This is a genomic window from Tenacibaculum sp. FZY0031 (assembly GCF_036350695.1).
Classification (GTDB): domain Bacteria; phylum Bacteroidota; class Bacteroidia; order Flavobacteriales; family Flavobacteriaceae; genus Polaribacter.
On sequence record NZ_JAZDVY010000001.1, the window covers coordinates 426,948 to 441,622 of the forward strand.

The 14,675-nt window shown below is 33.4% G+C and carries 12 protein-coding genes; 7 read left to right on the forward strand and 5 right to left on the reverse strand.

The genetic code is table 11. The annotated features are described in order from the left end of the window. Positions 1–85: 85 nt before the first annotated feature. On the reverse strand, positions 86–2,542 hold the full coding sequence (gene lon, locus V1T75_RS02025) for an endopeptidase La (protein ID WP_330486887.1): 2,457 nt from the start codon (positions 2,540–2,542) through the stop codon (positions 86–88). 230 nt (positions 2,543–2,772) lie between these two features. Between lon and V1T75_RS02030 the strand changes: the two genes are divergently transcribed. Together V1T75_RS02030 and V1T75_RS02035 are read left to right on the forward strand one after the other, a co-directional pair. Next, a complete protein-coding gene (locus tag V1T75_RS02030; protein WP_330486888.1) occupies positions 2,773–3,459 on the forward strand; it encodes a tetratricopeptide repeat protein in 687 nt (228 codons plus the stop codon). Position 3,460: 1 nt separating this feature from the next. Beyond that, the gene (locus V1T75_RS02035; protein ID WP_330486889.1) at positions 3,461–3,991 is read left to right on the forward strand and encodes a YfiT family bacillithiol transferase; all 531 of its coding nucleotides are present in this window, start codon (positions 3,461–3,463) and stop codon (positions 3,989–3,991) included. On the opposite strand, the gene V1T75_RS02040 is transcribed toward V1T75_RS02035, so the two are convergent. The 3 genes from V1T75_RS02040 to pheT all read right to left on the reverse strand — a co-directional run bounded on the left by V1T75_RS02040 (position 3,988) and on the right by pheT (position 8,146). Then, the gene (locus V1T75_RS02040; protein ID WP_330486890.1) at positions 3,988–4,602 is read right to left on the reverse strand and encodes a LysE family translocator; all 615 of its coding nucleotides are present in this window, start codon (positions 4,600–4,602) and stop codon (positions 3,988–3,990) included. The genes V1T75_RS02035 and V1T75_RS02040 overlap by 4 nt on opposite strands. 3 nt (positions 4,603–4,605) lie before the next feature. Next, a complete protein-coding gene (locus V1T75_RS02045; RefSeq protein WP_330486891.1) occupies positions 4,606–5,655 on the reverse strand; it encodes a quinone-dependent dihydroorotate dehydrogenase in 1,050 nt (349 codons plus the stop codon). Positions 5,656–5,719: 64 nt separating this feature from the next. Further along, on the reverse strand, positions 5,720–8,146 hold the full coding sequence (gene pheT / locus V1T75_RS02050; protein ID WP_330486892.1) for a phenylalanine--tRNA ligase subunit beta: 2,427 nt from the start codon (positions 8,144–8,146) through the stop codon (positions 5,720–5,722). Positions 8,147–8,318: 172 nt separating this feature from the next. Between pheT and V1T75_RS02055 the strand changes: the two genes are divergently transcribed. Next, the gene (locus tag V1T75_RS02055) at positions 8,319–10,889 is read left to right on the forward strand and encodes an endonuclease (RefSeq protein ID WP_330486893.1); all 2,571 of its coding nucleotides are present in this window, start codon (positions 8,319–8,321) and stop codon (positions 10,887–10,889) included. A gap of 68 nt (positions 10,890–10,957) precedes the next feature. On the opposite strand, the gene V1T75_RS02060 is transcribed toward V1T75_RS02055, so the two are convergent. After that, entirely contained in the window at positions 10,958–11,251 is a 294-nt protein-coding gene (locus V1T75_RS02060; protein ID WP_330486894.1) for a hypothetical protein, read from the reverse strand. A gap of 103 nt (positions 11,252–11,354) precedes the next feature. On the opposite strand from V1T75_RS02060, the gene V1T75_RS02065 reads away from it, so the two are divergent. The 4 genes from V1T75_RS02065 to V1T75_RS02080 all read left to right on the forward strand — a co-directional run bounded on the left by V1T75_RS02065 (position 11,355) and on the right by V1T75_RS02080 (position 14,665). Further along, positions 11,355–11,981: an NUDIX hydrolase gene (locus V1T75_RS02065; protein ID WP_330486895.1), complete on the forward strand. Its 627-nt coding sequence runs from the start codon at positions 11,355–11,357 to the stop codon at positions 11,979–11,981. 60 nt (positions 11,982–12,041) lie between these two features. Then, positions 12,042–12,878, forward strand: coding sequence for a lysophospholipid acyltransferase family protein (locus tag V1T75_RS02070; RefSeq protein ID WP_330486896.1), 837 nt, complete (start codon positions 12,042–12,044; stop codon positions 12,876–12,878). 25 nt (positions 12,879–12,903) lie between these two features. Then, positions 12,904–13,992, forward strand: a complete 1,089-nt coding sequence (locus V1T75_RS02075; RefSeq protein ID WP_330486897.1) for a M42 family metallopeptidase — start codon at positions 12,904–12,906, stop codon at positions 13,990–13,992. A 124-nt stretch (positions 13,993–14,116) separates the two neighbouring features. After that, a complete protein-coding gene (locus tag V1T75_RS02080; RefSeq protein ID WP_330486898.1) occupies positions 14,117–14,665 on the forward strand; it encodes an NUDIX hydrolase in 549 nt (182 codons plus the stop codon). Positions 14,666–14,675 lie beyond the last annotated feature (10 nt).

Below are 14,675 nucleotides of genomic sequence, written 5' to 3' on the forward strand. Positions count from 1 at the left end.
CTCTTACAAAACCTCTTACATAGTACAACCAGTACCTTTAAAGGTACTGGTTGTTTTTTATAAAAGTTCTCATCAACAAAAATTGCTAGGCTAACTTTTTTGCTTTTTTAACTTTTTGCTTGGTAAGCGCTATATCAATTACCTCACTCATATCAGTTACATAATGGAATGTTAATCCTTTTAAGTAGCTTTCTTTTATTTCTTCTATATCTTTTTTATTATCAGCACACAAAATAATTTCTTTAATATTTGCTCGTTTTGCTGCTAATATTTTTTCTTTAATTCCTCCTACTGGAAGTACCTTTCCGCGTAGCGTAATCTCTCCAGTCATGGCCAATTTATTTTTCACTTTACGCTGTGTAAATACAGAGACTAAAGAAGTTAACATAGTAATACCTGCACTTGGTCCATCTTTAGGTGTAGCTCCTTCTGGCACATGAATGTGTACATCATACTTATCTAATACTTCAGGATTAATTCCAAATTCTTCAGCATTAGATTTTATATATTTCATTGCAATTGTTGAAGACTCTTTCATTACGGTTCCTAAATTACCGGTAATTGAAAGATTCCCTTTTCCTTTAGATATAATAGATTCTATAAATAGTATATCTCCTCCAACGCTTGTCCAAGCTAATCCTGTAACAACCCCTGCTACATCGTTATTTTCATACTTATCACGTTCTAAACGAGCAGGTCCTAAAATAGTTTCTATATCTTCATTTGTCAAAACAACATTGTACTCCTCTTCCATCGCAATAGATTTTGCGGCAAAACGAACTACTTTTGCTACTTGTTTTTCTAAACCACGAACTCCAGACTCTCTGGTATATCCTTCAACTATTTTTTCTATTTGTTTTTTACCTACCGTTAAATGCTCTTTTGATAATCCGTGCTCTTTTAACTGCTTTGGGAACAAGTATTTTTTTGCTATTTCTACCTTCTCTTCAATAGTATACCCCGTTACGTTTATAATTTCCATACGATCACGTAAGGCCCATGGAATTTGATTAATATTATTAGCAGTGGCTATGAATAATACTTTAGAAAGATCGTAGCCAACTTCTAAATAATTATCGTAAAAGGCAGTGTTTTGTTCAGGGTCTAATACTTCTAACATTGCTGAAGAAGGATCTCCTTGATGGCTTTGACTTAACTTGTCTATTTCGTCTAACACAAATACAGGATTTGAAGTTCCTGCTTTTTTAATATTCTGAATTAAACGCCCTGGCATCGCCCCAATATACGTTTTACGATGCCCTCTAATTTCAGCTTCATCACGTAAACCACCTAAAGACATGCGTACGTACTTACGCCCTAATGCTTCAGCTACCGATTTACCTAATGATGTTTTACCTACTCCTGGAGGCCCATACAAACAAATAATTGGCGATTTCATATCTCCACGTAATTTTAAAACAGCCAAATGCTCTATAATACGTTCTTTTACTTTTTCTAAGCCAAAGTGATCTCTATCTAATATTTTTTGAGCTCTTTTTAAGTCAAACTTATCTTTAGAGTATTCACTCCAAGGTAACTCTAACATTAACTCTAAATAGTTACGTTGTACGCCATATTCCGCCATTTGTGGGTTCATACGTCTTAAACGACTCAACTCTTTCTCAAAAGTTTCTCCAACTTCTTTATTCCATTTCTTAGCCTTAGCCTTAGTACGCATTTCATCTAGCTCTTGCTCATGAGAAACACCACCTAATTCATCTTGAATGGTTTTTAACTGTTGGTTTAAGTAATATTCACGTTGTTGCTTGTCTAAATCGGAACGTGTTTTAGATTGAATATCGTTACGTAATTGTAACTTTTGAAGCTCTTTATCTAAATTCTTTAACGTTAATAACGCACGTTCTTTTAAATTGTCTTTCTCAAGTAACACCTGCTTTTGCGATACACTTAACTCCATGTTTGATGAAATAAAATTCACCAAAAATGAGCTAGATTGAATGTTTTTAATCGCAAAAGATGCTTCCGAAGGTAGCATAGGATTTTCTTTAATTACCTCTAACGCTAAGTCTTTAATCGACTCGATAATTGCATCAAACTCTTTTTGATCGTCAATTTCTCGCTCATCAACTGCTTCTTTTACTTTAGCCTTTAAGTAAGGTTCTTCTTGAATAACTTCTTCAATCTCGAAACGCTTTTTACCTTGAATGATTACAGTTGTATTACCATCGGGCATTTTTAATACACGCAATATTTGTGCAACAACACCTGTTTGATAAATATCATCTATTCCTGGGTCTTCTACTTCACTATCTTTTTGGGCAACTACCCCTACAACTTTATCTCCTTTATTAGCATCTTTAATCAACTGAATAGATTTATCTCTACCCGCTGTAATTGGAATTACAACTCCAGGAAATAAAACAGTGTTACGCAACGGAAGAATTGGTAACTCTTCAGGAATACTTTCTTGATTTATTAATTCTTCGTCCTCTGGTGTTAGTAATGGGATTAACTCAGAATCTTCATTAAAAACATCTTGAAGCGACAAATTGTCTAAGTGTAATATTTTTGATTTGCTCATATCTTATTTATGTCTGTCATAGTGGCACTTTCGTTTTTTCTCCTGAAATAAAACCACTTTTTTAATATCGTAATTCATTGATAAACAAAAGAATACACAACCCTTCCTATCTACCGTGTTATCTATATTTCAATTCTTATGCCAACAAAAGTCATAAATAACTTAATTTGTAACTTATTTTATTTTCAATCGTCTTATTAATATTATATTTCAACAAAAACTAACCCAAAATGAAATTTAAATTTTTAATCCTTTCACTTATCTTATTGCTTGCTAATTGTACTTCTAAAACAAATACTCCTGAGTTTATAGAAAAAGCTGCTGGACGCTATTACTTTAATGCTGATGAAATTATAGAAGTTACGTTTAATGAAGACAACAAATTACTTGTAAAGTGGCGTAAGCAAAATTTGGAACCTTTAAAGGTAAACGACTCTTCTTTTTACGTTAGAGAATTGAATGAAAAACTAATTTTTAACACTACTGAAAACAAGATAGAATTAGCTGAAAAGCGCGAGCATGAAGGTGAAAAATTTGTCTTTAAAAAATTAAAAAAAGGAGAAAAAACTCCTAGTGAACATTTAGCAGAAGGTAATTTTGAAGCTGCTTTAAAAGGTTACAAGTCTATAAAAGAAAAAGACAGCTTAAGCCCTGTTATTAAAGAACGAAATTTGAACAAGTTAGGGTACCAGTATCTTAGAAAAGATGAGTTTGAAAATGCTATAAATGTCTTTAAAATTAATATCGAATTATACCCTAATAGCTCTAACACCTATGATAGTACTGGAGATGCTTATGCCAAAATGAAAGATACTATTAAAGCTATTGAGTACTATAAAAAGGCCCTTGCCATCAATCCTGAAAATAGTAGTTCTAAACGAAGTTTAGCAAAGTTAACTTCAGAAAGTGAAGAGTAATATGGAAAAGTTAAAATACCCAATTGGTAAACCTGAGATTCCAAATAATATTTCTTCTGAAGACCTTGCTACATGGATTGAAACGCTAGAATATTTCCCAGAAAAACTGAATAAATTGGTTTCTAATTTATCTGAAAAACAATTAGATACAGCCTATAGAGAGGAGGGTTGGACAATCAGACAAGTGATTCATCATTGTGCAGACAGTCATCATAATTCCTACACACGTTTTAAATGGGCTCTTACGGAAGATAAACCAGTTATAAAGGCTTATTTTGAAGACCGTTGGGCAGAACTATTCGACTCTAAAAAAGCTCCTATACAACTTTCGTTAGATGTTCTAAAGGCCTTACATGCCAAATGGGTTTACTTCTTGAAAGGTTTAACTGAAGAAGACTTAAACAAATCGTTTATCCATCCTGATGGAAATGAAGAAGTGAGTTTAAAAGAAAATATTGGAATTTATGCTTGGCATTGTAACCACCATTATGCACATATTGAGCAATTATTAATTAGAAAAGACTGGTTTTAAACTAAAATCAATAGAGCAATACCTACAAATACTACTATTTGTGCCCATTTTAAATACACTCCTACCTTTTTGTGTTGTTTGATGTAATTAGAAATTTTTCCTGCCAATATAGCAATGGAAGAAAATATTAAGAAAGATGTTACAATAAACAAACCTCCTAATACATAAAATTGGAGTACGTTTGACAAGCTGTCAGAAAACAAAAACTGTGGAAAAAAAGCCAAAAAGAAAATGGTTACTTTCGGATTTAATACATTCATCCAAAAACCTGTTTTGAATAATTGTAAGGTTGATTTTTTCTGTACATGCTCTGTAGAAAAGGCAATTTTTGCGTCACTTTTATATACTTGAAATGCTAAATACAGTAAATATCCTGCACCAAATAACTTAATGATAAAAAACAAATTCGGGTTCTGTTTGATGATTTCAGATACCCCAAAAGCCACCAAAGTTGTATGAATGATACACCCTGTCATTAAACCCACAACCGTAGCCAATCCGTATTTTTTTCCATTGACAATACTTTGTGTTAAGACAAAAATATTATCAGGACCTGGCGAAAATGCTAAGGTAGCCGTAGCTAATACAAAAGATATAAGGGTTTCTAGCATAAGTTAACTTTCAGCTAAAATAGCCTTATTGATTCTTTTTACCAAGCTTGGTCCTTCGTAAATGAATCCTGTATAAATTTGTACCAAATCTGCACCTGCTTTTAGCTTTTCTAAGGCATCCTCTTCTGAATGAATACCTCCTACTCCTATAATTGGAAACGCTTTATTAGAATTATCCGTTAAGTATTGAATTACTTTGGTACTTCTATCTTTAACTGGTTGTCCGCTTACTCCACCATTCCCTATTTCTTGTAAGCGTTCTTTAGAAGCTTTTAAATTGTCTCTATTTACCGAGGTATTCGATGCTATCACTCCATCAATCTTCGTTTCAGCAACCAATTCAATTATTTCATCTAATTGTTGATTGTTTAAGTCTGGAGCAATTTTTAATAAGATTGGTTTGCTTTGACTACGCTCAGCAATCGATAATTCTTTATCAATCTTTTGTACTTCAATAATCAATTCCTTTAAATAGTCAGCATCTTCAAGTTTAGCATGACTCGATACGTTTGGACAACTTACATTCAACACAAAATAATCTACATACGGATGCAATCCTTTAAAACACGCTACATAGTCTTCAGTATAATTTTCAGGAGCTGTATTGGTATTTTTTCCAATATTTCCTCCAATAATTATTTTTCCTTTGTTCTTTTTTAATTGTTCAATTGCTGCTTCTAATCCTTCGTTATTAAATCCCATTCGATTGATAATTCCTTTATCATCTTTTAGACGGAATAAACGTTTTTTAGGATTACCTACTTGCCCCTTTGGTGTAACCGTACCAATTTCCACAAAACCAAAACCAAAATCTGCCAATTCATTATACAAAACTGCATTTTTATCAAATCCTGCTGCTAATCCTACTGGATTTTTAAAGATTAACCCGAACAAGTTACGCTCTAACTTTTTATCATTTACTTGATACATTCCTCTAAAAATAGATGGAACACCTGGTATTTTTGATAAAAATTTAACTAGCGAAAAAGTAAAATGGTGAATCTTTTCTGGATTAAAAAGGAAGAATATTGGGCGAATCAGTAATTTGTACATCGGTTTTAATTATAATCTTTCGTTTATTAAATATAAAAAAAGCTCCAAAAATGGAGCTTCTGAATTATCGTAATACAGCGTCTAAATTCTTTTCGAATGTTTGCTGTAGTTTCTGCATTATTTTATCTATTTGCTTGTCTGCTAAGGTTTTGTTTTCATCTTGTAACACAAAGCTTACTGCATACGACTTTTTACCTTCTGGTAATTTGTCTCCTTCATACACATCAAACAAATCTACTTCTTTTAAAAGCTTTCTTTCTGATTGGAATGCTAAGTTATAAATCTCTTTGAATTCAACTTTATTATCCAATAACAAGGCTAAATCACGTTTTACAGCTGGAAACTTAGGTAAATCGGCTACTTTTATGTTTTTCTTACCTACTAAATCTAAAATATTCTGCCAGTTAAAGTCTGCAAACAATACCTCTTGTTTTATTGAAAACTCTTTTAAAATCGCTCTTTTAACAACTCCTAACTCTACTAGCTTCGTTTTTCCTAAACTTAACGTAATTCCTTCAGAAAATACATCTGATTTTGTTGGTGTAGTTTTTAATTTATCAATTCCTAAACGACTTAGCAATGCTGTTACAATCCCTTTAACATAAAAGAAATCTGATATCTGTGTAGCTACCTTCCAGCTATCTTGTGTTTTATTACCTGTAACAAATAACGTTAAATGCTTGTCTTCTTGGTATCCGCTTTCATACTTATGATACGTCTTACCAAACTCGTAAAATTTTAATGAATTGTTCTTTCTATTAATATTGTATGCAACCGACTCTAAACCACTAAACAGTAACGATTGACGCATTACTTTTAAGTCGTTACTTAACGGATTGAGCATTTCTACGTTAAAATCAGCATTTAAGTTATCAGATAGCTCAATATAGTCTGCCTTTGTTAACGAGTTAGCCATGGTTTCGTTAAACCCTAACGATGTTAACTGGTCTGCTACAATGTTTTCAATTTTTACGTTTTTATCACTATCAAAAGAAATAGACGTGTTTAATTTATGAGAAAACTCTACATTATTATATCCGTAAACACGCAAGATCTCTTCTATAATATCTGCCTCACGTTGTACATCTACTCTATAAGAAGGTACTACTAAACCTAAACCTGCTTCTGTAACACTATTAATTTTAATATCTAATGACGCTAAAATCTTTTTAATCGTTTCTTTAGGTATTTCCTGCCCTATTAATTTATACGCATTTTCAAAGGATAAAAACACTTCAAAATCTTCAAGCTTTACAGGATAAAAATCTAAAATATCCGAAGACATTTTTCCTCCTGCATACTCTTCTATCAATAAAGCAGCACGTTTTAAGGCATATTTTGTAGTATTGATGTCAATACCTCTCTCAAAACGGAAAGAAGCATCTGTATTTAACCCGTGACGTTTTGCAGTTTTTCGAACCGAAACCGGATTAAAATAAGCGCTTTCTAAGAAAATTGATGTTGTATGTTCTGTTACTCCTGATTTTGCTCCACCAAACACACCTCCGATACATAACGGATTTTCATCTGCATCACAAATCATAATATCTTCAGAAGACAACTCTCTTTCTACATCATCTAACGTAGTAAACTTAGTACCTTCTTCTAAAGTTTTTACGACTACTTTACCACCTCTAATTTTAGAAGCATCAAAAGCGTGTAAGGGTTGTCCTAATTCATGTAGCACATAGTTTGTAATGTCTACAATATTATTTTTTGGAGTCAATCCAATTGCTTTTAATCTATTTTGAATCCATTCTGGTGATTCTTTTACCTCTACATCGGTGATAGTAATACCACAATAACGAGGCGCTAAATCTTTATCTTCTACTTCGATATCAATTTTGTGAGTACGCTCATCAACATGAAAATCTGAAACAGATGGAGAAATCAACTCTATACTAGTTCCTTGCTGAATTAATCCAGCTCTTAAATCGCGAGCAACACCGTAATGACTCATAGCATCTGCACGGTTTGGTGTTAAACCAATTTCAAAAACATGATCTGTTTCAATGTTAAAAACTTCCGAACAAGGAGTACCAGGAACCAAACTTTCATCTAAAATCATAATACCGTCATGACTTTGCCCTAAGCCTAATTCGTCTTCGGCACAAATCATTCCATGACTTTCTTCTCCTCTTATCTTTCCTTTTTTTATTTTAAAGCCTTCTCCTTTTTCATCATACAAGATAGTACCAACAGTAGCTACAGGAACTTTTTGTCCTGCCGCAACATTTGGTGCTCCACATACAATTTGCACAGTAGAACCATTTCCTAAATCAACAGTAGTAACCTTTAACTTGTCTGCATTTGCATGCTTTTCACAAGTTAAAACTTCACCTACAACTACCCCTTTTAGGCTTCCTTTAATACTCTCTACAGTTTCTATTCCTTCAACTTCAAGACCTAAATCAGTTAATAACTCACCTGTTTTCTCTGCCTCCCAGTCTGTCTGTAAAAATTGTTGTAACCAATTGTATGATATCTTCATAATCAATCTCTAATTTTAGCGTGCAAATTTACGTAAAATAAAGGAAAAACTATAAACTAGTTCTCTACAAAAGATATACAATTGATTATTAACCTTTTGGTAACATTGAAAAATTATATTTTTTATTGATTTGTAGCGAGTTAACAAAATTTTAACATTTTAAATACAAATTATGAAACATAAACTACTCTTCTTTTTTTTGATAGCTTCGCTAGCTGTTTTTTCACAAGTCCCTTCCTATTATAACGATGTAAACTTAAACTTGTCTGGGACTGCATTAAAAAATGAACTGGCTACTAAAATTATCAATACACACACTACGAACTTATCGTATACTCCTGGGGTATGGAATGCTCTAAAACAAACTGATTTAGATCCTAACGATCCTACGAAAGTTCTATTAATATATGGTTATAGTGATACTGATGGCAATTATGTTACTGACAGAACTAGAGATAAGGATGCTAACGGTGGTACAGCGGGTACACAATGGAACAGAGAGCATGTATATGCTAAGTCGTTAGGAAGTCCTAATTTAGGTACTTCTGGTCCTGGTGCAGATGCACACCATTTAAGAGCTGCTGATATTTCTTTCAACTCACAAAGGAGTAGTAAAAAATTTGCTGATGGTTCTGGTAATGCAGGTAGTGTTTCTGGTGGTTGGTATCCTGGAGATGAATGGAAAGGGGATGTTGCCCGTATGATGATGTATATGTATTTACGCTACGGAAACCAATGTTTACCTACTGGTGTCGGTACAGGAGCTACGATGGCTTCAGATGCTAACATGCTTGCTTTATTTATTCAATGGAATGTTGACGATCCAGTATCTGATTTTGAAAAACAACGCAATCCTATTTTAGAAGGAATTCAAGGGAACCGCAATCCTTTTATCGACAATCCTGCATTTGCTACTGAAATTTGGGGAGGCCCTCAAGCTGAAGATTTATTTGGAGGCGGTAGCGGATCGGATACTCAAGCTCCTACTGCACCATCTAACTTAGCTGCTTCAAACATTACAGAAACCACAGTTGACTTAACTTGGTCTGCATCTACTGACAATGTTGGTGTAACTGGATATGATGTATACAATGCTGCTACAAAAATTGCTACTGTAACAACAACTTCATACAACGTTACTGGCTTAACAGCAGCTACTAATTATACTTTTTCTGTAAAAGCTAAAGATGCTGCTGGAAATGAATCTTCTATTAGTAACTCAGTTACAATAACAACGAATACTAGTTCAGGAGGAGGAAACGGAACAGCAACAGATTTATTTATTTCTGAATATGTAGAAGGTTCTTCAAATAACAAAGCTATTGAAATTGCTAATTTCACTGGATCCAGTGTAAACTTATCAGGGTATTCATTAAAGAAAGCTGCCAATGGTGGTGGATGGACCAATACACTAACTTTAAGTGGTCAACTAACAAATGGTGAGGTATATGTCATAGCTAATAGCAGTGCTTCTAGCACAATACTAAATAAAGCTGACAGAACAGATACTGCTGTTATTTCTTTTAACGGAAACGATGCTGTTGGTTTATTCAAAGGAAGTACTCTTATCGATTTGATTGGAGACCCTAATAGCTCTTCAACTTTTGCACAAGACAAAACAATGCAAAGAAAATCTTCTGTTACCTCTCCTAATAGTGCATATACTATTTCTGAATGGAATATCTTAGCAAAAGATACATTTAGCGGCTTGGGAAACCACAACATTAATGGAGGAACTCCTGCTCCTGATACTACTGCTCCATCAACTCCTACTAACGTTGCTGCTTCTGGTATAACACAGACTTCTGTTAACTTAAGTTGGACAGCATCAACAGATGATACTGGTGTTACAGGATATGAAGTGTATCAGGGAAGCACAAAAATAGCAACTGTTACTACTACTAGTTATTCTGTAAGTGGATTAACAGCTTCTACAAACTATACTTTTTCAGTAAAAGCTAAAGATGCTGCCAATAATGTTTCTTCTTCAAGTAATACCGTAAATGTAACAACTTTAGCAAACACAATTTCTTACTGTAACTCTAAGGGAAATAATGCAAATTATGAATGGATAGATAATGTTGTTATAGGCGGAATTTCAAACGCTACTGGTGCTAACGGTGGATATGCAGACTTTACTTCTTTAACTAGAAACTTAGCTTTTGGAAGCAATACCATTGTTGTAAGCGCAGGGTTTTCTAGTTCATCATACACAGAATATTGGAAAGTTTGGATTGATTTCAACCAAAACGGAACTTTTGAATCTTCTGAAGAAGTTGTTAGTGGTTCTTCATCTAGCTCTGGCAATTTATCGTATAATTTTTCTGTACCTAACTCTGCTTTAACAGGTACAACAAGAATGCGTGTATCTATGAAATGGAATGCAGCTCCATCAGCTTGTGAAACATTCTCTTATGGTGAAGTTGAAGATTATACTGTTAACATAGGTAGTAGTTCTAAAGGTATAGAACGCAACAACATAGCAATTGATGGAAAATTAGGAAATGAAGCTTCTATTTTTGATGCTAGTATTTCTCCAAACCCTAGTGTTGATTTTATTAAAATTAAATTAGCAGACGACAGAAATGCTACTTTTACAATAACAAATTTAACTGGGCAACAAGTTTTAACAGGAAAAGTTACTCATAATAATCTTGATGTTTCAAACCTACATAACGGTATATATATTCTTCAAGTAAACGACGGTCAAAAATCATTTACTAAGAAGATTATCAAAAAATAGTTATAGTTATAGAATACAAAAAGAGCTTCCAAAATTGGAAGCTCTTTATTTTTTATACGATTTAAAAACTAAACTTCAATGGTAGTTTTTGTTTCTTTTGAAGAAAATACATGGGTATACAACCACATAAGAGTAAATGTTGGTACAACATCTAACCCAGGCATTGCTTCTTCAATAAAAGCAATAGCTCCTGCTACTTTTCCTTTGTTTCCTTTATACATTTTTGTCATGATGTACGCAGATGCTGGTGCCCAAACAATATCAGACAACTCTCCCAGCCCTGGTATTAAATAAGATACATACCCGATAGCGTCAAACAATAAACTTAATGCTAGTTTTTGGTACTTTTTTTCTTTAGTCATTTAGTATTAAATTAATTCTACACTCAACAAATCAAAATTCAAGCCAAAACTTATAACTTTTCTCTTGTAAATTGATAAGTTTGTTCTAAAATACTAAAAACGAATGACTTTTTCTGATTTTATCAATCAAATAGAAAGATTACAGCAAAAGCAACTAGGTGGCTTAACGTCTCAATTTAAGTTAGCTCCTAACTTAAGAACACGGTTTTCAGAAGAATTAATACTAAGCAAAAACCCAAGAAAAGCAGCTGTCTTAGCATTGTTTTACCCTGACAATAATAATCAAACTCGTTTTTTACTTACGGAAAGAGCGAGTTATAATGGAACACATTCGTCGCAGATTAGCTTTCCTGGTGGAAAGTTTGATAAGGATGACTACAACTTACAGGCAACTGCTTTACGAGAAACTTATGAGGAAGTGGGTATACCCCATGGAGCTATCGAAATAATACGACAAACGTCTAATGCCTATATTCCTCCTAGTAATTTTTTAGTAGCTCCATTTATAGGTGTTTCTGAAAAGACACCTCATTTTACTCCTAATGAAGAAGTGGCAGAAATTATTGAAGTTTTATTAGCTGATTTATTAGATGATTCCAACTTAACTTTAGTAGAAATGGAAACCTCATACATGAAAAATATCGAGGTACCTTGCTTTAAATTAAACAATTACATTGTGTGGGGGGCAACTGCCATGATGCTTTCAGAAATTAAAGATTTGTTTAAATAGTTTTTTTTATGCTTTTCTTTTGTAATTTAGCATTTACACTAATAAAACCTGATTATAAAAATGCCTTTATTTAAAAGGAATCCTTTTGGACATATATTGTTCATTAAAAGATTTTTAATACAAGTTCTCGGAGTTATTTCTCACGGACGTTACCGTAAGTTTAATGACCTACAAATAGAGGGAATGGATGTTTTAAGAAATCTCCCCGACCAAAAAGTACTATTTATTTCCAATCACCAAACGTATTTTGCTGATGTAGCTGCTATGTTTCACGTATTTAACGCTGCTTTAAAAGGTAGAGATGACAATATTAGAAACGTGGGGTATTTATGGAAACCTAAATTGAATATTTATTATGTTGCAGCAGGTGAAACCATGCGTTCTGGATTACTTCCTAAAATCTTTGCTTATGTAGGTTCTGTTTCTGTTGAAAGAACTTGGAGAAGCGCTGGTAAAAATGTAAACAGACAAGTAAAAATGTCTGATATTTCTAACATAGGAAAAGCTTTAGATGATGGTTGGGTAATTACCTTCCCACAAGGTACAACTACCCCTTTTAAACCTATTCGTCGTGGTACCGCTCATATTATTAAAACCTATAAACCTATTGTAGTTCCTATAGTAATTGACGGATTTAGACGTTCTTTTGATAAAAAAGGATTGATGATAAAAAAACGTAACGTGCTACAATCTATGGTTATCAAAGAACCTTTAGAAATAGATTACGAAAATGAAGACGTAGCTAGTATTGTTGAAAAAATTGAGTATGCAATAGAGCAACACCCCTCTTTTTTAAAGGTGTTAACACCAAAACAACTTCAGGAACAAGAAGAGTTTATTGAAAAGAGACGTTTTTGGGGCGCTGATAAACCTAAAGAAAAAGAAAAGAAAGATTAATAACATTAAAATTAACGTTTAAGTTATGGCTGATAAATCTATTTTAAATAAAAAGTCTATCGACTTTTTAGAAAAATACTTGAATAATGCTGCTCCTACTGGATATGAATGGGAAGGGCAAAAAATATGGATGGACTATTTAACACCTTATGTTGATGAGTTCATTACCGATACTTATGGTTCTGCTGTAGGGGTTATAAACCCTGATGCTAAATACAAAGTAGTTATTGAAGGACATGCTGATGAGATTTCTTGGTATGTAAACTATATTTCTGACGATGGTTTAATTTATGTAATCCGTAACGGAGGAAGTGATCATCAAATTGCTCCTAGTAAAATTGTAAACATTCATACTAAAAATGGAATTGTAAAAGGTGTTTTTGGATGGCCCGCAATTCACACACGTAGTAAAGCCAAAGAAGAAGCTCCAAAACCAGATAATATTTTTATCGATTGTGGTTGCAGTACCAAAGAAGAAGTTGAAGGTCTGGGAGTTCATGTTGGTTGCGTTATTACCTATCCAGATGAGTTTCATATTTTGAATGGAAATAAATTTGTTTGTCGTGCATTAGACAACCGAATGGGAGGATTTATGATTGCTGAAGTAGCCCGTTTACTACACGAAAACAAGAAAAAATTACCCTTTGGATTGTACATTACCAATTCAGTCCAGGAAGAAATTGGTTTGCGTGGTGCAGAAATGATTACCCAAACCATTAAACCTAACGTGGCAATTGTTACCGATGTAACACATGACACTACCACACCTATGATTGATAAGAAAAAAGAAGGTCTTTTAGAATTAGGTAAAGGTCCTGTAGTAGCGTATGCTCCTGCGGTACAACAAAAATTACGAGATTTAATTATTGAAACTGCCGAAACCAACAAAATTCCTTTCCAACGCTCTGCCCTATCAAGAGCTACAGGAACCGATACCGATGCATTTGCATATAGCAATGGTGGTGTTGCTTCTGCCTTAATTTCATTGCCTTTACGTTATATGCACACTACGGTTGAAATGGTACACCGTGAAGATGTTGAAAACGTAATTAAAATGATTTACGAAAGTTTATTAAAAATTGAAGACGGAGAAGATTTCTCTTATTTTAAATAACAAACAGTCACATCGAGTGATTTTCTGAAAGAAAATGTATCGAGATGTCTTAACCATCAATTCTCGATACAGTTTTTCTTTGTAAATAAAAGAAAAACTACTCGAACTGACACAAAAAACAAACATGGATGAACTGATAGACATTGTTGATGAAAACGGAAACTATACAGGAAAAACCTGTTTAAAATCTGTGGCTCACAAAAAAGGCTACTTCCATCCTACTATTCATGTTTGGCTATATACTACCGATCAACAAATACTACTTCAAAAAAGAGCACTTACCAAAAAGGTATTTCCCGGTTTATGGGATATTTCTGTAGCCGGTCATATAGCCGCTGGTGAAGACATTAAAATTGCTGCTATCAGAGAAATTAAAGAGGAAATAGGTTTTGATATTCTTCCTGAAAACTTGCATAAAATAGGCACTCGAAAGCACATGGTAACTCACCCGAATGGAATTATCGATAATGAATTTCATCATGTCTTTATTTCCGAATTAACAGTTCCTGTCCAAGAATTAAAACTTCAAGAAGAGGAAGTAGCAGACTTAAAGCTATTTAGCTTAGAAACAATACTGCATACCAAAAACTACGAAAACTTATTACTTCCTCAATATCAAGACTATTATTCGTTTGTACATAGCCAAATTCTAAAAAAACTTAGTATATTATAGTACCTAATTT